At 62.6% G+C, this 20,307-nt stretch carries 18 protein-coding genes; 11 read left to right on the forward strand and 7 right to left on the reverse strand.

Annotation, left to right across the window (positions count from 1 at the left end; all coding sequences use genetic code 11):
* Positions 1–2 precede the first annotated feature (2 nt).
* A complete protein-coding gene (locus tag B0G71_RS16255) occupies positions 3–1,691 on the forward strand; it encodes a beta-glucosidase (RefSeq protein ID WP_116142740.1) in 1,689 nt (562 codons plus the stop codon).
* Between the two features lie 24 nt (positions 1,692–1,715).
* Here B0G71_RS16255 and B0G71_RS16260 read toward each other — a convergent pair whose 3' ends face one another.
* Together B0G71_RS16260 and B0G71_RS16265 are read right to left on the reverse strand one after the other, a co-directional pair.
* Complete coding sequence (locus B0G71_RS16260) at positions 1,716–2,132, reverse strand: VOC family protein (RefSeq protein WP_116142741.1); 417 nt, start codon at positions 2,130–2,132, stop codon at positions 1,716–1,718.
* On the reverse strand, positions 2,129–2,659 hold the full coding sequence (locus tag B0G71_RS16265; protein WP_116148653.1) for a helix-turn-helix domain-containing protein: 531 nt from the start codon (positions 2,657–2,659) through the stop codon (positions 2,129–2,131). The genes B0G71_RS16260 and B0G71_RS16265 overlap by 4 nt, the downstream gene beginning before the upstream one ends.
* Positions 2,660–2,865: 206 nt before the next feature.
* Here B0G71_RS16265 and B0G71_RS16270 point away from each other — a divergent pair, with 206 nt between their 5' ends.
* The gene (locus B0G71_RS16270; protein WP_241974457.1) at positions 2,866–3,336 is read left to right on the forward strand and encodes a hypothetical protein; all 471 of its coding nucleotides are present in this window, start codon (positions 2,866–2,868) and stop codon (positions 3,334–3,336) included.
* An 18-nt stretch (positions 3,337–3,354) separates the two neighbouring features.
* Here the strand turns inward: B0G71_RS16270 and B0G71_RS16275 are convergent, their stop codons facing one another.
* The 5 genes from B0G71_RS16275 to B0G71_RS16300 all read right to left on the reverse strand — a co-directional run bounded on the left by B0G71_RS16275 (position 3,355) and on the right by B0G71_RS16300 (position 9,476).
* Positions 3,355–4,842: an MdtP family multidrug efflux transporter outer membrane subunit gene (locus tag B0G71_RS16275; RefSeq protein WP_116142743.1), complete on the reverse strand. Its 1,488-nt coding sequence runs from the start codon at positions 4,840–4,842 to the stop codon at positions 3,355–3,357.
* On the reverse strand, positions 4,839–6,947 hold the full coding sequence (locus B0G71_RS16280; RefSeq protein WP_116142744.1) for an FUSC family protein: 2,109 nt from the start codon (positions 6,945–6,947) through the stop codon (positions 4,839–4,841). The genes B0G71_RS16275 and B0G71_RS16280 overlap by 4 nt, the downstream gene beginning before the upstream one ends.
* 7 nt (positions 6,948–6,954) lie before the next feature.
* Entirely contained in the window at positions 6,955–8,013 is a 1,059-nt protein-coding gene (gene mdtN, locus B0G71_RS16285) for a multidrug transporter subunit MdtN (protein ID WP_116142745.1), read from the reverse strand.
* A gap of 19 nt (positions 8,014–8,032) precedes the next feature.
* Positions 8,033–8,317, reverse strand: coding sequence for a YtcA family lipoprotein (locus B0G71_RS16290; protein ID WP_116142746.1), 285 nt, complete (start codon positions 8,315–8,317; stop codon positions 8,033–8,035).
* Positions 8,318–8,789: 472 nt separating this feature from the next.
* Positions 8,790–9,476, reverse strand: a complete 687-nt coding sequence (locus tag B0G71_RS16300; protein ID WP_116119084.1) for a TetR/AcrR family transcriptional regulator — start codon at positions 9,474–9,476, stop codon at positions 8,790–8,792.
* A gap of 264 nt (positions 9,477–9,740) precedes the next feature.
* Here B0G71_RS16300 and B0G71_RS16305 point away from each other — a divergent pair, with 264 nt between their 5' ends.
* From B0G71_RS16305 to B0G71_RS16345, 9 genes are all read left to right on the forward strand, one after another.
* Entirely contained in the window at positions 9,741–10,724 is a 984-nt protein-coding gene (locus tag B0G71_RS16305) for an HlyD family secretion protein (protein WP_116142748.1), read from the forward strand.
* Positions 10,721–11,665, forward strand: a complete 945-nt coding sequence (locus tag B0G71_RS16310; RefSeq protein WP_116142749.1) for an ABC transporter ATP-binding protein — start codon at positions 10,721–10,723, stop codon at positions 11,663–11,665. The genes B0G71_RS16305 and B0G71_RS16310 overlap by 4 nt, the downstream gene beginning before the upstream one ends.
* A complete protein-coding gene (locus B0G71_RS16315; protein WP_116142750.1) occupies positions 11,662–12,804 on the forward strand; it encodes an ABC transporter permease in 1,143 nt (380 codons plus the stop codon). Before B0G71_RS16310 ends, B0G71_RS16315 begins: the two co-directional genes overlap by 4 nt.
* 12 nt (positions 12,805–12,816) lie before the next feature.
* On the forward strand, positions 12,817–14,277 hold the full coding sequence (locus B0G71_RS16320; protein ID WP_116142751.1) for an efflux transporter outer membrane subunit: 1,461 nt from the start codon (positions 12,817–12,819) through the stop codon (positions 14,275–14,277).
* A gap of 194 nt (positions 14,278–14,471) precedes the next feature.
* The gene (locus B0G71_RS16325) at positions 14,472–15,638 is read left to right on the forward strand and encodes an HPP family protein (RefSeq protein ID WP_181916779.1); all 1,167 of its coding nucleotides are present in this window, start codon (positions 14,472–14,474) and stop codon (positions 15,636–15,638) included.
* A gap of 89 nt (positions 15,639–15,727) precedes the next feature.
* A complete protein-coding gene (locus B0G71_RS16330) occupies positions 15,728–16,141 on the forward strand; it encodes a MarR family winged helix-turn-helix transcriptional regulator (protein ID WP_106284409.1) in 414 nt (137 codons plus the stop codon).
* 6 nt (positions 16,142–16,147) lie between these two features.
* Positions 16,148–17,938: a chloride channel protein gene (locus B0G71_RS16335; RefSeq protein WP_116142753.1), complete on the forward strand. Its 1,791-nt coding sequence runs from the start codon at positions 16,148–16,150 to the stop codon at positions 17,936–17,938.
* Positions 17,939–18,347: 409 nt separating this feature from the next.
* Complete coding sequence (locus B0G71_RS41985; RefSeq protein ID WP_116142754.1) at positions 18,348–18,941, forward strand: hypothetical protein; 594 nt, start codon at positions 18,348–18,350, stop codon at positions 18,939–18,941.
* A gap of 251 nt (positions 18,942–19,192) precedes the next feature.
* The gene (locus B0G71_RS16345) at positions 19,193–20,260 is read left to right on the forward strand and encodes a hypothetical protein (protein ID WP_258875614.1); all 1,068 of its coding nucleotides are present in this window, start codon (positions 19,193–19,195) and stop codon (positions 20,258–20,260) included.
* Positions 20,261–20,307: the final 47 nt, after the last annotated feature.

Here is a 20,307-nt window from a genome sequence, read left to right on the forward strand (position 1 = left end):
CGATGCCGACGATTCATCGCCGCCGCCGCCTGTTCAGATCACGCATACCCTGGCGCACTGCGCTGGCCGCACTGGTGTTTCTGGCTTTCTCAGGCGGCTCATACGCGCAGGTGACGCTGCAACTCGTCAACCCGCCCGGCTCGCAAGTCAACCTGACAAGCGGAAAGAAGATCCTCCAGTTCAAGGTCTTGTCGCCGGCCCGTTTGCGCGCCGCGAAAATGACAGTCGGCGTTTTTTCCTACGACAGCGACGGCAAGGCGGCGCCCGCGCCACTCGCCTCGTACGAGAAAAGCGTCGGCAGCATGGAGGGTGGCAAGGCCATCGACGTCGAAGTACTGATCCCACGTTCCGGTCTATTCCGTGTCGACGCAACCTTGAAATCATCGGATGGGGAAATCCTCGGCAAGACCACGAGCACGCTGGCTGTCGTCACGAAACGCGACGAAGTCGGCCCTTCCGACTTCGGGGTCGGCACGCACTTCGCTCAACGCGTCACACCACCTGCATCGGTGCTGCTGCCGCTCGTCAAGCAGGCTGGGTTTTCGTGGATTCGGGACGACCTCTATTGGTCGGCAATCGAGAAAAAGCCCGGTGTGTTCAAGTTTCCCAAGAGCTATGACGCCTACCTGGCGTTGAGCAAACGGCTCGGCATTTCGACTGTAATCGTACTTGGCGGCGGTAACGCGGATGCCTACCCTGCCCTGTTTCCGAAATCGGACTTTCCATTTTCACCTGATGCCCGTGCGCGCTTTGCAGCATACGTCGATGCAGTGGTGGCGCGATACGGCGACGACACTGTGGCTGAACCCTACGGCGGAACAGTTAGCCATTGGGAAGTGTGGAATGAGCCTGACTTTAGCAAGATCAGCTACGCCGCCTATCTTGCGCTGTTGTGGGAAACGTTCGGCGCGATTAAAGATGTGGATCCCAACGCATCGGTGATTTCCTGCGGCGGCGGCGGCTCGGGCGGCGGCCCCGGCGGCGACTGTGTGGTCGGCCTGCTCAAGGAAGGAGGACTAAACGACCAGACGGGCTTTAGCGTCCATCCATATATGTCGCCGAATACGCCAGAAAAGGGTTACCGAACCGTAGACGCACCAATCGACGCGGTGAGCATCCCCACAGTGTGGCCCTATCTGAAGGACTTTATCGCCGACCGGGTGAAAACAGACGGCCGACCTCTGCAAGTTTGGGTGACGGAGATGGGCTGGCCTGTCAATCCCAAGGAACCGGGGCAAGACGAGGCCATGCAAGCGGCCAATCTGGTGCGCAGCTATTTGTTGTCACGCCGCTATGGCACGGTTCGCGTCCTGTTCTGGTATGACTTTGTCGATGACGGCACCGACCCTTACAACATCGAACATAACTTTGGGTTGCTGCATTACGACCTGACACCGAAACCGGCATTCGTCGCGGCATCCGTATTAAGCAGCACAGTTGGCAAGCGACCGTGGGTGAAGGCGTTAATCGACTCGGAGAACGTCAAGGCATATCAATACGGAACCGACGATCCGGTTATCGCCGGTTGGACCGTCGACGGCAAGCAACATGACGCGGTCGTGAGCCTGCCGCCGGGAAAATACATACTGCGCGACTGGCAAGGTGTCGATACGCCTGTGTCGATTAGTGCTCAAGTCTTCCACTGGCGAGTGGGCTCAATTCCCCGCTACCTCATACCAGAACGACGCTAGCGTCGGCGCGACGGGGGCGACTATTCACGTCGTGCTCCGCGGCTCCTGAATCATCTTCCACCCATTGCCGGCGGGGTCGCGAAAACCAGCGTCGACGCTGCCATAGCGGTCCACCGGCTCCTGGGTGAATTCCACGCCACTTTCCTTTAGCCGGGCATAGCTCGCGCGGCAATCGGACACCAGCAGGACGAGTGGCGGCATGGCGCCCTTCGCGACCATCGCGCGCAGGATCTGCGCGGTGGCATCGTCGTGAATGGGCGGCCCGGGTCTGAACAGCCCGAGCTGGAACGAAGGCTGGTCCGGATGCTGGACTGTCAGCCACCGGTAGGCGCCGTTCACCACGTCCGTATGCACGCGGAATCCGAGTTTGCCGACGTAGAATTCCAGCGCTTCGTCCTGATCGTCGACGTACACGCCCACCACACTGATACCCTGGTTCATGACACCTCCTTGGTTGATGGCCGCAATGTACCTTTGGCCGCACGGCGGCGCTTCTCCAAAACTGCGATGGTGAGATCGGGACGCTGAGCGGCCTTCAGAACGCAAGCGGGTACGCGGTCGATCTGCTGCATGGCGGCCTGCGCCTCCCGGCGCATGGCGCTCGGGCTCCGACCGTTAATATCGCGGAAGATGCGGCCAAAGGTGCCCAGGCTCTCCCAGCCGGTGGCGAAGGCAATTTCCGTAATGCTGAGCGCGGTGTCGCGCAGCAGGGTATTGGCTTGCTCGATGCGCCGCGTCAACAGATAGCGATGCGGCGGGATGCCGAAGGCCTGCTTGAACGAGCGCGCGAAATGGGCCTCGGAGACGCCACTGACCGCAGCCAATCGTTCGACAGGCCAGGCCTCGTGCGAGGCAGCGTCCATTCGGTCTTTGGCGCGCAGCAGGCGACGCAACAGTGCTGGCGCCTGCAACGGGTCAATGCCGAACGGTGCCGGAGACGAGGTGTGTGGTTGATTAGGTTCGGCCATGAGCGTCATTCTGTCGCCATCCTTTGTCGCGAGCGCGGTGCATGGATAATTTTAGCGCGCCGGATTCGCAGCAGCCGGCTTTCGACGCGTGCGGCGGCCGTCGGCCTTTGCCAGGGCACGCCTTTGCGCAGCTTCAGCCGTCATCGCGTTCCGTGGGATCGACTGCCCTCAAAAATACACACCACTGCATTACTATGGATAGCTGAATGACCACGCGAGAACAGTCCATGAACGCATCGGTTATCTCTGCCCTGGCTGCCCTTGTCGGTGCCGCGATCGGCGGCTTGACTTCGGTTCTTGCCTCCTGGCTGACCCAACGCACCCAGGTTCGCGCGGAGTGGCTAGCGCATGATCTCGCGTGGCGGCAGGAACTGTACAAAGCGTTCATTGAGCAAGCGACGAATTGCTATGTGCACGCGCTGCAACACAACGAGCCCGATCTCGCTGGCCTGGGCAACCTCTACGCGGAGATCAGCCGCATGCGCCTCCGCTCGTCCCTTGAAGTCGCGGACGAAGCCGACGTGATCGGACGCAAGATCGTGGACACCTATCTCGCGCCAGACAAGTCTTTCATCGAGATTCGCGAGATGCTCGCGGATGGCTCGATCGACATTCTCGGCAAGTTTGGCGACGTGTGCCGCGCGGAATTCGCATCGCTGCGATCACAACAGCTCTGAGCGGCATAGCCGCGCCGTTCAGCGCGGCTTCAGTTCAACAGGCGGATCGGCGAGATAACCGCCGCCGAGCGCCTTCGCCAGAGCAATCTCCTGACTGAGCACTTGACCGTTGAGCGTAAGCAGGGCGACCTGTTCCGCGATCACCGGCTGGCGCGCTTCGAGCGCCGCGAGCCGGCTCGTGAGTCCGCGTTGATAATAGGCTTCCACACTGTCTCTCGTGAATGTAACCGATTCGATCCGCTGCTTCTGCAAAGCCTTCTGCGCATCGAGAGACTGCAGACGGCTGCCCGTCTGCGCGACATCGCGTACAGCGTTGAGAACGGCTTGGTTGTACTGCTCGATCAACAGGTTGCTCCCCTCGCGCGCGCCGCTCAGGTTCGCATTGAGCCGGCCGCCGTCGAAGATTGGCAGATACAAACCCGGAATCAGGTTGATCTGCTGGCTCGCATGCGTGAAGAGATCGGCGAGGTGCAAAGCGTTGAAGCCGAAAAATGCCTTGATGTCGAAGCTCGGATAAAACGCCGCCTTTGCCGCATCGATCTTGTCGAACGACGCCTCGACATACCATCGCATTGCCTGCAGATCGGGCCGCCGGGCCAGCAGTTCGTACGACAGCGTCGCCGGCAGGGCCGCCTGCGAACGTGGCAGCGCGACGGGTTCGATCGTGGGCAGGCCAACGGGTCCGGCGCCGACCAGTGCCCGCATCGATTCGCGAAGTTGCTTGATCTGCCCTTGTGCCGACACGATCTGCTGTTCGATGGCCAGTTGCTGCGCTCGTGCTTCTTCGAGCAGGGTGCGGGCTTCGAGGCCGCGCGCCGCGCGCGCTTCGTGTGCTTGCACTGCGAACACCGCTACCTCATGCGAGTCACTCAGCAGATCGATCAGCTGATAAGTCGTTTGAATGCCGTAGTACAGCTGCGCGACATCCGCCGAGATTTCGAGTTCGACAGCGGATGTCTCGGCGAGCCGCGCATTGCTCACACCCAGCGACGCAGCGACCTCCGCGCGTTGCTTGCCCCAGATGTCGATATCCAGGCTTGCACCCAATCCGACGACGCCCTCGGTGTACCACGGCCCGGTCAGCCCCGCAGCCGGTTCGTTCTTCGCGAACGGGCCGAGAAAACCGTTCGCGGAAATATGCTCGCGATCCAGCGACGCCAGCGCGGCCACCTGAAGGTTGGATCCTGCTTTGGTCAGTTCCACGTCCGACTTCGCCTGCGCGACGCGCGTGCGCGCGATCACCATCGTCGGCGCGTCGGCGAGCGCCTGATCGATCAGGGCGTCAAGTTGCGCGTCGTGATAGCGCGTCCACCAGCGCGCGGCGGGCCAGCCGTCGCGTGCGAGATGGATGTCGTCCGCAAGATTGATCTGCTCGGGCGCGATCTCGGAACGGGGCGTGCCGTTGTGATGAATCAGCGCGCAACCCGACAGCACGGACGTTAGCCACGCGAGGCATAACACGCGGCGACGCCATCGTCGAGCGCACAAAACCGGTCGCGCCTTCATGCTCGTACCGCCGCTGATGCGTGCGCCGCGACCGGTGCCTCGGCACGCCAGTCCGGCAAGCCCGTGATCTGCCGCAACAGTTCGTCCGCTGCGGTGATGAGCGACTGATCGGCAGGCTGAGCCGGTTCGCCCGCTTGCGCAGCGGTCTCGATACGGCGCGGCGCGCGCGCATCGGGTGGGTTGGCCGCCAGCTCATCCGCGTACCGGTTGAGTTCGGTGCCGGCCTGTTGCTGGGCTGCGCGCACTGCGTCCATGGTGTGTGAGCTTGACAAGCCCGCTTGAGCCACCAACGTGTTGCGCAACGCGTCACCCGCCAGCATGATCTCGCGCCCCTGCGCGAGGACCGTTTGCGCGCGCAGTGTCAGTTGCGACTGCTCGCTTTCCTGCCAGCCGGGTTCGAGCGCGACGCGCGAAAGCGTCGTCTCGCAATCGGTCAGCACGGCCCACGCCTGCAACTGCCGCTGAGCATGAGGCAACTCATCCACTTGCTCTTCGCCGACCTGCGACGGGCGCACCTGTGCGGCGATCGCGCGCAACAGGGTGGCGAGCTTCTGCCGCAGCACGTCGCCCTCGCCCTCGCGCCAGAACGACATCTGCACGAACGTCGCCACACCGACGCCCAGCAGAATGCCAACCAGCCGGTCGCGTATTTCAGTCAGATTGACGGTTGGGCCAAACTGTTCGAACAAGGCGAGCGAGAAGGTGAAGATGAGCTGTACGCCCGCGTAGCCGATCCGTTCCGAACCCGCCGAGATCCATGCTCCGAACGCGACGACAGGCAGCGTCATCAGCAGCAGACCGACAATGTCGTCGAGATGAGGAACGACGAACACGACCATGAACAGCGCCAGCGCGCTTCCGATGGCAGCACCGGCCACCCGCAGCAACGCGCGCTGCGCCGATGCGCCAAGGCTCGGCAGCGCGACGATCACACAGGTCAGCATGATCGTATGGATGCCCTGCCAGTCCACGGCGTTGTAGAACACGTAGCAGACCAGAACGGCAAGCAAGGTCTTCAGCGAAAAGCGCATGTAGGCGGGATTGGTCCATGCGTCCGACGCAATCATCGGCTCGCTCGCGGGCGGCTTGCCGGATGCCGGGTCGCTCGCAGCCAGGTCGGCGAATGCGCGCAGCGCCCGCTGCGATTCGGCAGCAGCAGGAATCGTGTCGGCGGCGTTGCGCTCTTCAGGTGTCGCCGTGCTCACGTAGCGATATGGCTCGTCTGTCGCCACCGCTTCGTCGAGCGCGTGGCAGTTCGCACGCAACTCGCGCAACATCGCCAGCTGCGCGGCTGAGGCGCGCGGCCAACTCGGCGGAAGCTCACTCGCTCCGCGATAAAGCCGCGACACGGTCGCAATGCATGCAAGCTGCGACGCCTGATGTTCGCGATAGTGCGCATCACGCATTGTTGTGAACCGCAGCAACTTCTGCAGCGTGAGTGCGCCTTGCTGAACGGCCGCCAGCGTGACCGGCGCGGCGCTCGTGCCGCCGTCGATCAGTTCCGTCAGGCGCGCGTCCAGCGCTGCGAGTTGTCGATGGATTTCCGCCTTGAGCTGCAATTTCGGCTCGACGGGCAACAAAAGCGTATTGACCACGAGCGTCAGCGCGATCGGATAGTTGACGGCGACCCATACCCATAACACCGCGCGGATCAGCAGGTCGGCCTGATCGGTCCGGTCGACGAAGCTCTGCACGTAAATCACAATGATCGCGACGATGAAGAACACGATGCCAATCTTGAGCACCCGCAGCAGGTACACGCTGCCCAGGAATAGCAGGCTCGCGATGACGATGCGCAGCAACGGATAGTCGAATGTAAATTTCAGCAGCAGGATCGACAGGCCGATGGCGAGCGTCGATCCGATCATGAACATCACGCCGACCAGCCGCGTGACCACCACGTTCGATTGCGTGACATAGAACACCACCAGCAGCGATAGCGCGAGCTCCGGCACCTCGAGCGTATTCGACACGACGATCACAATGGCGCTCGTCAGCATGCAGCGCAGCATCACGTTCAGACGCCCGGGGAACGGCGCAAGCTCGCGCATCAGGAAGGCGCCTGCGTCGCGCAGCGAAACGGGCAGGTAGTCGGCGGCGGTCATGGGCTCCTCAATGGCGCTCGCCGTCGTTGCCGCGCCCGGGTTCCAGCACGGCCACCGCCGACGTACCGACGCGGAACAGTTCCGGGTTCGGTTTTTCGATGAGGATCTTCACCGGGAAGCGCTGCGATACATGCACCCAATTGAGCGTGCGTTGAATGCGTGGCAATCCGCCCGGCAATGCAAGGCCGGCTTCATCGGGCGCGATGCCGTAGCTGATCGAATCGACGGTCCCCTGGAAACGCTGGCCCGTATCGCTCATCAGGTACACAGTGGCTGGCGTGCCCGCCCTGACGCCCTTGAGTTCGGTTTCGCGAAAGTTCGCGACTACGTACCAGTGGCGCGTGTCGATCAAGGTGAAGACCGGTTTGAGCGCCGTGGCAAACTGCCCGGTCGATGTCTTCAAAGACACGATGCGTCCATCGAACGGTGCGCGCACCGTTGCATACTCGAGGTTCAGTTCGGCAGTCGCGATTTCCGCCATGACAACGGCACGTTGCGCGACCAGCGCATCGACGCCGCTCACAGCCGCTGCCGCCTGCTGCGCCTGCAGTTGCGCGGCGCTGAGTTCGGCCTGCGTGGCGCGTTGCCCGGTGCGCGCGCGGTCGACATCTTCCGCCGACACATAACCGTGCGACAGCAGCGGCTCCATGCGGTGCAGCGTATCGGATGCCTGCCCGGCCGCAGCTCTCGCGCGCTCGACCGCCGCACGCACCGACTGCGCGTTGTACTGCTGCGCGTTGACCGTACGTTGGGTCAACTCGATCTGGCGATCGAGCGCGACGAGCGACGCGTTGCCTCGCGCGAGCGCATCCTGATACGGGCGCGGGTCGATACGGAACAACAGATCGCCCTGCTTCACCGCCTGGTTGTCCCGTACGGCCAGTTCGACGATGCGGCCGTTGACCTCCGGCACGACGTCGATCGTGTCCGCGTAGACATAAGCGTCGTCGGTACGAGGGGTGCGGTCCCACTGCCGGATTACATAGACGAGCAGCAACAGCGTCACCACGACGATCACGATGGCCGGCCATTTTCTTTTCGATGTCTTGCTGGCTGGAGTCGCCATTCATCCACCCGACAAAGATTCAATGTTGGAAGAAGATCAACCAGACAACGAGCGCCAGCAAAGCGACAAGCGTGGGATACACGACGGCGGAAGGTCCCACCAGATGGTCGGCCTGCAGCCGCTTGAGAATCAGATAGATGACGACCGTGAGCACGACGCCCGCGACAATGCAGAACAGCCAGTCGGGAAAGTACGCGCCAAGCACGCCGATGGACGGTGAATTTGTACACCCTGTGATCGGAATCGCGGCAATCGCGGCCGCGCCGATTGCACGCTTTGAATATCTGCCTCTGGCTGGTGGCATGTGTCGTTTCAAAGTCGACTCTGTGGTTGAAATCAATGTCTCACCTTGCAGATACGCCGATGCCTCTCGCCCCGGATTCGGGTGTTGGGCAACAAGGGAAACGGCTTCGGGCGCACTAGCGCGCCGCCGCTTGCCCTACATCTCCAACAGCGCGCCGTCGTTCAAGACCGTCTGAAAAAACCCATGGCGCATTTGCAAGGTTGTAGCCCATGGGTCCGCCCGCCGACAGATGGCGGCGCACCAAGTCGACACAATAACGCCGAAAAAGGCATCCCGCACTGTATGAATATGACATGTTGCGATCGTTCCGCTTCCTAGTCAAACTCGGCGCTGAGCAGCCAAAGGATTGCAAGAAGCGATGCCGTGCATCGACCGAGGCGCGCTCGACCTGCACCACCAAATGTCGAAGCGATAATCCTGGCTACCGTCATGGAAGCTACCCCCATGGAAAAAGCTGTCTGAAATGCCGGATTCACCTGGCTTCTGAACGATGAGCGACTGCGATCGCATCGAGCCCTGCCAGCACGAATCGCACAAAATCCTCTGCAAGCGCATCCTTGTCCTTTGCGGCAGCAGGCAATAGCGCAGACTGCATCTGCTTGGGCGCGATCATCATGGCGATGCAGGGCAACACCGTAAACATCACAGCCCGCTGAACCACGGGCGTGGTCGGGTCCAGCCCCAGCACTTCGCCGATCACCTTGAGCAGGAATGCGGCTTTGGGACGCACCGCTTTTTCGATGAGCGCCGGGATCGCTTTCGATGGCGACAGCACTTCGCGCAACATCAGCATGAAGCCCCAAGGCGTGCCCGCGCTCGTTGAAAGACCGACGAAACGGCAAAGGATGGCACGCAACTGATCCCTGGGGTCGTCGAGGCTCGCGGCAAGCGCCGCTAACTCGTCAAGACCCACGACTTGCCGATGCGCCTCGACGAGCGCCGCTTCGTAGAGCGCCTCCCTGCTGCCAAAGTGATAGTTCACCGACGCCATCGGTGTGCCCGCGCGCTGGCAAATTTCCTTGCTGGTGGCATCCGCGAAACCGCGTTCGGCGAACACCTGGCCCGCAGTCGCGAGCAGGTGCTGACGGGTCGCCGCGCCGTCGGGGCGTGAGACCCGCTTAGGCTGCGTCGCGGCTGTTTTTCTCGGACTGGTCGGCATGGTCGAAGGCTTACATTCCTAAAAATACTTTGAATTTGAATTCAAATTCGCATAGTATCCATTCTACTTCATCTGCGTCCGGTCCGCGAACGGACGCGCCGGCATGGAAGGCCGAGTCACCAAGGCAGCCGGATCGCCCTCGCGGGGACCGCAGATCGAACTCATCGCGCGCTTCCTGTCGTGCTGACTCGATCCGCCTGGTGTGCCGAATCGCGGCTCCATAGGATTTTAATTATGTATTACTCACTAAATAAACGCCTCTCAATGGAAGTTCCATCCAACTCCAGGCGAGCGCAACGATTTGCCGGGACCGCGCTTTCAGTGCTGCTTCTCGCCCTGCTATCAGCCTGTTCACGGCACGAAACGGCAACTTATCAGGGCTATGTCGAAGGTGAGTTCGTCTATCTCGGCTCAACACAGGCCGGCAAGCTTACGGCGCTATCCGTCTCTCGTGGACAAACAGTCAAGGCGAATGACTCGCTATTTTCCCTTGAGTCTGACGACGAAGCCCACGCACTCGTCCAGGCGCAGCAGCAACTCGCGGCGGCCCGCGCCCAACTCGCCGACATCCGCACCGGCAAGCGCGTGCCCGAGGTCGACGTCAATCGCGCGCAACTGGCGGAGGCCATCGCCAACGCCCGCAAAGCCGCGCTGCAACTGACGCGCGACGAGGCCCAATACCGCGCAGGTGGCATCGCAAAAGGTCAACTCGACGACTCGCGCGCTAACGCAGATTCGACCGCCGCGCAGGTTCGGGAACTCGCCCATCAGGTCGACGTGGCTCGCCTACCCGCCCGTTCACAACAGATCGTCGGACAGGAGGCACAAGTAGCCGCCGCCGATGCCGTCGTCGCGCAGGCCCAATGGAAACTCGATCAGAAACGCGTCGCCGCCCCATCGGAAGGCCTTGTCTATGACACGCTCTATCGCCAGGGTGAATGGGTGGCTGCCGGCAGTCCGGTCGTCCAGATGCTGCCGCCGCAGAACATCAAGGTGCGATTCTTCGTTCCGGAGACGATCGTCGGGCAACTGGCGCTCAATCGCGGCGTGACGCTGCATTGCGACGGCTGCGCGGCTGATGTACCCGCAAAGATCACTTATGTGTCGAATCAGGCCGAATACACGCCGCCCGTCATCTATAGCAACGAGAGCCGCGCCAAGCTCGTGTTCATGGTCGAAGCCCACTCATCGGTTGCGGACGCAACGAAGCTTCATCCGGGCCAACCTGTCTCAGTGGTGCTGCAATGAACGACGACGCCCACCAGTACGTGATCGACGTGCATGACCTGAACAAGCGCTTCGGTAACAAGCACGTTGTCAACAACGTCTCGTTGCAGGTCGGCCGTGGTGAAATCTTCGGATTTCTCGGGCCGAACGGCAGCGGCAAGACGACCTCCATCCGCCTCATGTGCGGATTGCTCACACCGGACTCGGGCAGCGGCACCTGCCTCGGCTACGACATCGTGCGTGAGAGCGAGCAGATCAAACGCAACGTCGGGTACATGACCCAGCGCTTTTCCTACTGGGAAGACCTGACCATCCGCGAGAATCTCGACTTTGTCGCGCGTATCTACCAGATGCGCAACCGGCGAGAAGCGGTGGATCGCTCGCTGGAATCGCTCGGCCTGCAGACACGCGCGAACCAGTTGACCGGCTCGCTATCGGGCGGCTGGAAGCAGCGGCTCGCGCTGGCCGCCTGTATGTTGCACGAGCCAAAATTGCTGCTGCTCGATGAGCCCACCGCCGGCGTGGATCCCACCGCACGGCGCGACTTCTGGGAAGAATTGCATCGCCTCGCCGCCACCGGCATATCCGTGCTCGTCAGCACCCACTACATGGACGAAGCGGAACGCTGTCACAAGCTCGCTTATATCGCTTACGGGAAGATGCTCGCGCGCGGCACCGCGAGTGAGGTGATCGAATCACAAGCTCTGTCGACGTGGTCCATCCACGGCGAACACCTGAGCAAACTATCCGAGCAGCTTCGCACGACGCCCGGCGTGGACCAGACCGTCGTGTTCGGTTCCGCGCTGCACGTCAGCGGGCGCGACCACGAAGCGCTCGAAACCGCGGTGCGGCACGCGGTTGCCGGAACCTCGCTGCGCATCGAACCGATCGGCACGGGACTCGAAGACGTGTTCATCTATCTGATGAGCCATTCGAAGGACAACTTCGGAGCGCCGTCATGAGCAATCGCACCGTCTTCTCTCTGACACGCTGGTGGAGCATCGTTCTCAAGGAGTTTCTTCAGTTAAGGCGTGACCGCGTCACGTTCGGCATGATTGTCGGACTGCCGATCGTCCAGCTTGCACTGTTCGGCTTCGCGATCAATACGGACCCGAAGCACCTGCCGACAGCCGTTATCCTGCACGACCAGAGCGAGTTTTCCCGCAGCTTCGTTGCGGCGATGACGAACTCGGCCTATTTCGATATCGTCGGAATCTTGCCTGACGAAGAGGCCGGGCGCCGCGCGCTCGCCCAAGGCAAGGTGCAATTCGTGCTGAATGTGCCCGTAGATTTCTCGCGCAAACTGCTGCGTGGCGAGCATCCGTCACTGCTGGTCGAAGCCGACGCGACCGATCCGACCGCAACGAACACCGCCGTCGGCGCGCTGCCGAAACTCGTCCAACCGGTCGCGGATAAAGATCTCACGGGTCCGCTCGCACATCTGAACGGCACGCAAAACGCCTTCGACGTGCAGGTTCACAACCTCTACAACCCCGAAGGCGTGACGCAATACAACGTGGTGCCCGGGCTGATGGGCGTGATCCTCACCATGACGCTCGTCATGATGACCGGCCTCGCCGTGACCCGCGAACGCGAGCGCGGCACGATGGAAAACCTGCTCGCCACTCCCGTTCTGCCAATCGAAGTGATGACCGGCAAAATCGTGCCCTATGTCGTCATCGGGCTCATTCAGGCGTCGATCATTCTTGCCGCGACACGCTACGTTTTCCACGTTCCATTTGTCGGCAGCGCATTGGCCATCTATCTCTCGGCTCTGCTTTTCATTGCGGCGAATCTGACGGTGGGCATCACGCTTTCTTCGCTTGCACAGAACCAGTTGCAGGCGATGCAGCTGACTATCTTCTACTTCTTGCCCAACATCCTGCTCTCGGGCTTCATGTTCCCTTTCGCGGGCATGCCGGCGTGGGCGCGGTTTATCGGCAACCTCCTGCCGCTGACCTATTTCAACCGGCTGATTCGCGGCATCCTGCTCAAGGGCAATGGCTGGGCCGACCTGTGGCCCTCTGTGTGGCCAATGGCGCTGTTTACCGCGATCGTCATGGCTATTGCATTGCGCTTCTACCGGCGCACGCTCGACTAGGAAAACACGATCATGAAGCCACTTGCTTTCCTCGGTTCACTCGTGCTGTGCGGCTGCGCAGTGGGACCCGACTTTCACGCGCCCGCGGCACCGGACACGCAAACCTACACGCACAAGGCCGAGCCGGCACGCACAGTATCGACCGACGGCACCGAGGGTTCCGCCCAAACCTTCACAACAGCGGATGCGCCGCTGCCGCTGTGGTGGCGCCAATTTCATTCGGCCGAACTAGACCGTCTCGTCGATCAGGCGCTGAGTCGAAGCCCCTCTCTGGCGCAAGCTCGCGCAAAGCTGATGGAGGCGCGCGAAAACTACAATGCGCAGTCGGGCGCCACACGATTTCCGAGCGTCGACGCGAAGATTTCCGGAACGCGTCAACAGGTCGATCTCGCGGCGTTCGGCATCCCGCATGTCGAGAACCCGGGGCCGTTTTCGCTATTCAATGCGTCGGTGACGGTGGCGTATACATTCGACGTTTTCGGCGGCAATCGCCGGGCGCTCGAAGCCGCGTTGGCGCAGGTCGACTACGAGGCGTTCCAACTGGACGCAGCGCGCTTGTCCATTGCGGGCAATGTCGTATCGACGGCGGTGCAGCGCGCTTCGTTGCAGCGGCAGGTCTTGCTGACACAACGCCTCGCCGACGCACAGGCGCAGCAACTCGGCATCATGGAAGCACGCCTCGCCGCCGGTGGTGTGTCGCAACTCGACGTAAACAGCCAGCGCACGCTGCTTGCGCAAACGCGCGCGTCGCTGCCGCCGCTCGCCACACAGCTGGCGCAGGCGGATCATCAACTGGCGATCCTGGTGGGCGACGTGCCGTCCAAAGCGGAGTTCGATCGACTCACGCTGGACTCGCTTCATCTGCCGACTGAGATACCCGTCACGCTGCCTTCGTCACTCGCACGGCAACGCCCTGATATTCGCGCCTCTGAGGCGCTACTGCACCAGGCCAGCGCGAACGTGGGTGTTGCGACAGCGAACCTGTACCCGCAGTTTTCGCTGTCGGCGGGAATCGGCTCTGAACGTACGAGTGTCCAGGACATTGTGAATGGCCTGAATATCTGGAATATCGGCCTGAATCTCACCCAGCCCATTTTTCGTGGTGGCGAGCTGCATGCGAAAAAGCGCGCTGCCCAGGCGGCCTATGACGCTGCGTTCGCGAGCTATCAGCAAACGGTGCTCCAGGCCCTGCAACAGGTTGCGGACGCGCTGACGGCGTTGCGTAACGACGCGCACGAACTGCATGCTCGCGACGACGCCGCCCGGCAAGCGCAAGCCAACCTCGACATTGCGCATGCGCAGTATTCGGCGGGTGGCGTCAGCCAGTTCAGCCTGCTCGACACGCAACGTCAGGCGTGGCAGACCGCTCTCGATCAGACGCGCGCGCAGGCGGCCCGGTTAAGCGATACGGCCGCGCTATTCCAGTCGCTGGGCAGCAGCGAACCCGATTTGACCTTAGGAAGCGCGCGCTAACGGCGGAAGAACCCGCGGACCAGACCTGACCCTCGGCCACCGCCTGCTTCTGCTGCGTTGCGGCGCCCCGCCGCGCAGTTTTATATCACAATGAAATATAATCATGACGATGCGTTCTTTCGTTTCCTGGGGATTTGGCCGTAATGTGTGGCCTCCTCTAATGTGACACCGCCTTCCATTTTCCTATTCGAACCTTGTCCCGCTACGCTTTCATCCGCTGGCTCGCCAGCTTCGCCCCCCATCCCATGGCTGTCCGATGGCCAGAACGCCTGAGATCGTGTCTCGGCGCACTGCTTGGGATTGCGTTTACCGGCGGGACCATGCACGTCCTTCTCGGACCGGCGGCAAATATTCCGTTGCTCGTCGCGCCAATGGGCGCTTCGGCCGTGCTGCTGTTCGCGGTTCCGGCCAGTCCGCTTGCGCAACCGTGGTCGATCATCGGCGGCAATATCGTCTCTGCTACGGTCGGCGTGGCCTGTGCAAGCTGGATCGGCGATCCGGTGGGCGCCGGCGCTTTGGCCGTCGCGCTCGCGATCTGCGCGATGTTTGCACTGCGCTGTGTTCACCCGCCGTCAGGCGCGGTTGCGCTGACTGCGGTTCTTGGCGGTCCGGCGGTGCATGCGCTGGGCTATCGCTTCGTGGCCGAGCCGATTGCGATCCAGTCGGTGACGCTGCTATGCGCCGCCATCGTCTATCACGCAGCTACCGGACACCGATACCCCCACGTCGCTCAGGCGAGTTCGGTCAAAGGCGCGGGAGCGTCGGCTTCGGCGTCGAGCGAAGGTTTCACGCGGGCGGACCTCGAAGCGGTGCTGAGCCGCCGCGGCGAATTGCTCGATATCGATACGGACGATCTGGAATCCCTGCTGCGCGATGTCCAGCTACAGGCCTACGCGCGCACGTTCAATGAACTGACCTGCGCGGACATCATGTCGCGCTCGCTCGTCGCCGTGTCGGCGACCACGCGTGCTTCCGCCGCATGGAGTCTGCTGAAACGGCGTCATATCAAGGCACTTCCGGTCACTGACGAGAAGCAACACGTAATCGGCATCGTGACCCGGGCCGACCTCGTCGGCAAACGCGCGTTCGGCAAAGCGCCCGGTCTGACTTCTCCCATGCAACGCTGGTTCAGGCGCAGTGTCACTCCGGCGCCGCTCGTCGGCGCACTGATGAACGCGGACGTTCAGACAGTCGACGGAACGACCCCGATCGTCGAACTGGTGCCGGTGTTCGCGAACTACGGGCACCACCATATTCCGGTCCTGGACTCGCAACAGCGGCTAGCCGGCATGATCACGCAGGCCGACCTCATCGCGGCTCTGTATCGCCAGGCTTACGCCAGGCATCGAACCGCGGCATAGCCACTGTCACGGACACAGGGATCGAGCACGGGCATACATATCACGTCATGATATAATTCGCGCGTTATCTCTTCCTCCACGGCACTTCAATGAAAACACTCACGCGCGGTTTGACCAAGGCGAACTTCGAGCAACTGTCCGAGTTTCGCTATCAGATGCGGCGCTTCGAGCGTTTTTCCGAGCAGGCTGCTCAGGGCGAAGGCATCACGCCATTGCAGTATCTACTGCTTCTGCACATCAAGGGTTATCCCGAGCGCGACTGGGCCACCGTCGGCGAACTTGCGGAACGGCTGCAGGCGCAGCATCACGGCGTGGTTGCGCTGGTGTCCCGCTGCGAGGCGCTCGATCTGGTCCGCAGAAAAGTCAGCGAGACGGATCGCCGCCAAGTCGAGGTTCATTTGCTGAAAGCCGGCGAGCAGGTGCTCGCCCGTCTCGCTGAGATGCACCGTGCCGAATTGAAGTCGCTCAAAGGCGCGTTTAGCGTCCCCCAGATCGATATTTGAGTCACCATGAGTCTCGACCACCATAAACGCGATTTTTCCGTCAACGCGAGGCTTCCCGGCATTGCCGCGCTCGCCGCGGGAATCGGCGCGCTCAGCACGCTCGCGGCGTTCGTGCTGCTGAGCCTGATTCATCTGTTCACCAATCTGTTTTTCTTCCAGCAGTTTTCGTTTGCGGACCGTTCACCGGCCGTCAATACCTTGGGTGTCTGGGTGGTGGTCATCCCTGTGATCGGCGGCCTGATCGTCGGTCTCATGGCGCGCTATGGCTCGGAGAAGATTCGCGGTCACGGCATTCCCGAAGCGATTGAAGCCATCCTGTTCGGCAAGAGCCGCATGTCGCCGAAGGTGGCGATTCTCAAGCCGCTATCGTCGGGCATCGTGATTGGCAGCGGCGGTCCGTTCGGCGCGGAAGGCCCGATCATCATGACAGGCGGCGCACTGGGGTCGCTGATCGCGCAGTGTGTGAAGGTCACGTCCGCGGAGCGCAAGACGCTGCTGGTGGCCGGCGCGGCGGCGGGCATGACGGCGGTGTTCGGCACGCCCGTGGCTGCCGTGCTGCTGGCGGTCGAACTGCTGCTGTTCGAATGGCGTCCGCGCAGTTTTCTACCGGTAGCGCTTGCGTGTGCCGTCGCCGGTTTTGCGCGTGCGGCGTTGTTCGGCACCGGCCCGCTCTTTCCGCTTGAAACGGCGCCGCCCGGCGCGCTATCGCTGCTGTCCTGCGTCATCGCCGGCTTGCTGTCCGGTGCGCTCGCCTCGGGCTTGTCGGCCGCACTTTATAAAGTCGAGGACCTGTTCGGCAAGCTGCCAATCCACTGGATGTGGTGGCCCGCGCTCGGCGGACTTGTCGTCGGCATTGGCGGCTTTCTCGAACCGCGTGCGCTGGGTGTCGGTTACGACGTGATCGGCGATCTGCTGCATCAGCACATTGCCATCCAGATCGCGCTGGCGATCCTCGTCGTAAAGGCGGTCATCTGGGTCGTCGCGCTCGGCTCGGGCACCTCGGGCGGCGTCCTTGCTCCGCTGCTCATGTTGGGCGCGGGACTCGGTGTTTTGCTCGGCCACGTGCTGCCGGGCGGCGAACCCGCGCTGTGGCCGCTCGTCTGCATGGCGGCTACGCTCGGCGCCACGTTGGGCGCGCCGTTGACCGCCATCGTGTTCGCATTCGGCCTCACGCACGACAGTAACGCGCTGTTGCCGCTGCTCGCCGCGACACTGATCGCGCATGGGTTCGCAACGGTCGTCATGAAGCGCTCCATCATGACCGAGAAAATTGCCCGGCGCGGTTATCACATTTACCGCGAATACGGCGTCGATCCACTCGAGCGCCACCATGTCGACGAGGTGATGTCGCGCGCGGTCAAGACGATCGATGGCAGCATGTCCGTGGCAGAAGCGCTAACAACGTACTTCGGTGCGACGCAGACACATCGCGCCTATCCGGTCGTGCATCAGGGCGCGCTGGTGGGCGTCGTCGATCGCGCGATGCTGGAGACAATCCGCAGTGGCGACGCGCACAGTACGCTCGACTCGCAACTCGCCGATGTATTGCGCCACCGTTCGGCCACGTTCGCGCTGCCCGGTGAAACGTGCCGCCTCGTCGCAACACGGCTTGCGGTGCACGGTCTCGAACGTTTGCCCGTGGTTGCGGATTCCACCACATTGCAATTAATCGGGATTGTGTCGCGCAGCGATCTGATCAAACCGTCTCTTGCGCATTTCGACGAAGAGCACAAGAAAGAGCGCTTCCGGCATTTGCGGGTGCACACCGGCAAGCGGCATTTCCCGCCGGTTCCGTAAGCCGCGCGATCCGCAAGCCATTCCTCCCTGCCCTTTCCCGGAGGCGCATCCGGAGGCGACACGGATGCCACCGCCAACAGCATCCGATAGCAGTACGGCCATTTCCTCATGTCCGACTCCTTGCCATGCACGGAGAAGCGCCTGCGCATTCAACACCGGCACGGCTGCATCGCCTGGGGATACCCCTACGTTTTCCGCCACTTCTCGTCGATCTGTCTTGATTCGACTGCAGGATGGCGGTTTCGCGCGCTATGCCAGTGTATTGCGTTGACAATACAGGGTGTTACGCTCACCAAAGCAGCCTTCGCGGTAATGAGCCGCCGTCCAGCGGCAAAATTAGCAGGCATAGAACACACCGCGAAGCGCCATTGCCTACGAAAGGCGAAACATCGCTGCGGGAGAGACTGCGATGCAAATCAAAACATATACCCTACTGACGCTATTGGCGTTTAGCAGTGCTGCTTTCGCATGGCAGCCGCTCACCTATCCAATCCGAAGTCAAAGCCCTTATCAGCGCAGCATCGATTCCGCGATGTGCTATGCGACGGCGAACAAACAGACCAAGGTCAACATCGTCCGCGAGCCGCAGATTCCACCGCGCAAGCCGGCTGCCACCAAGACTTCGTCGACCGGCGCGCCGTCGCGGCCGCCGTTGCCGCCCAGCACCTTCTCGTCCGCGCCGATCGGCGAGAGCATGCCGGCCGCCGCCGCGCCGGGCGCGAGTGCGCCCGTAGCGACCACGGCGGCGACAGCGAAGGGGGCTTCGGCCCCGACGGCGGCGAGCGCGACATCGGCGGACACCACGACTACGGCCGCCACGGCGGGATCGGCGACGACCGCGGGCAACAGCGCCTCGGAAACGGCAGCCGCGAGCGCGGCGCAGACGGCTGCGGCGTCCAGCGTGAAGCTGCCGCCTCTGCCGGCGCCCGAGCCGCCCATGACACAGTACTGGGCCGCGTATGGCGCGTGCATGCAAGCGCGGGGTTACGTAGTCGCACAGTAACCCCGCTTGCAAGCCTCGTTACGGTGCCTTGTTTTTTCTGATTGTGGCGCCGGCATTCGACGCCCCTTTGCGACACGGCGATGCTTAGCGACTTTACTTCCGATCAGCACGATCCCTTCCGATGCGGGCACTGCGGTGTCCCGCTAGCCGGTCGCTTCACGCCCTGTCCTTCGTGCCATCGGCGTCCGGCCGATTCGTTCGGCGCGCGTCCGGCGCCGCCTGCCTCGCTCAAAGTCCCGCTGAACGGTCAATTGGACGACTCGCAGCCGCTCGTCGACAGCCGTGTGCCGGCACGCAAAATCTGGAATCCGTCCTCGCGCGCACTGGTCAATCCCTACGAGTTCGTCGAGAAGCCCGAGGTCGCCGTATCCGCCTATCAGCGGCTGCGCCAGCCCCTCGTGCTGGGTGCATCGGTGCTGGTGGTGACCTCCGCGGTGTACCTGGGTTTCATCCATAGCAACGACTCGAATGTCGGCACGCCAATCGCGGTGTCGGGCAAGGTGCGGACACAAAATGTCGCGCCGCTCGTCGTCATTCCGCAGAAGCCGCCGGCCGCCGTCGCGCAGCGGCCGACGCCTGCCGCACAGCAGAAGTCCGCGATTGTCGCCGTTCAGAAGCCTGCCGCCGTCACCGTGCAGAAACCCGCCGCTGCCGTCACCCAGAAACCGGCCACCGTCGTCGCACAGAAGCCGGCCACGGTCGTCGTCCAGACGCCCGCTAACGTGCCGCCTGCGGCCGCGCAGAAACCTGCCGTGGCAGTCACCGCACCGCGCACCACGACTGCCACGACCGTCGCCGCCGTGCGGTCCGCTCCCGTGCGTTCGCCGCCGATTGCGCCGCCGGCCGCTTCGCCGCCGCTCTCGCGCCGGGTCGCATCCGTGGAACCCGAGGCGAAGCGCAATCCGGGCGGACAGTCAGGCAACCCGCCGGAGCAACCGCGCGCCGACGTGTCGCGGCATCTCAGAGCCGCACGGGCCAATCTGCAGCGCAACAACCTGTCGGCGACCCGAGCGCGCCTTGCGGCGGTCATCGCCGCGCAACCGGACAATCGCGACGCGTTGAACCTGCGCTCCATGCTGAGCACGCGGGAACAGCAGCGCGACGCGCTATTGAGCCTCGCAAGAGGCTGCGGATATATCGCGCGATGGACATGCGTCTCGCACAACGCTGGCACCGCGCTGCAGATCGATTCGAGCAGCAAGGAAGCACAGCGTCTCGTGACACTCGCGCAGCGCGAAACGGAACTCCAGATTCCCCCGCCCGCGGAGCCCGCACCCGAGCCGGCGCCCGAGACGCGTGACGTGAGCACCCATCATTGATCCGAGCGTCCGCCCGCCGCGTGCAATGAGTTCGTGACAACAGGAAC

It is taken from the genome of Paraburkholderia sp. BL27I4N3, assembly GCF_003386115.1.
In the GTDB taxonomy this organism is placed as follows: domain Bacteria; phylum Pseudomonadota; class Gammaproteobacteria; order Burkholderiales; family Burkholderiaceae; genus Paraburkholderia.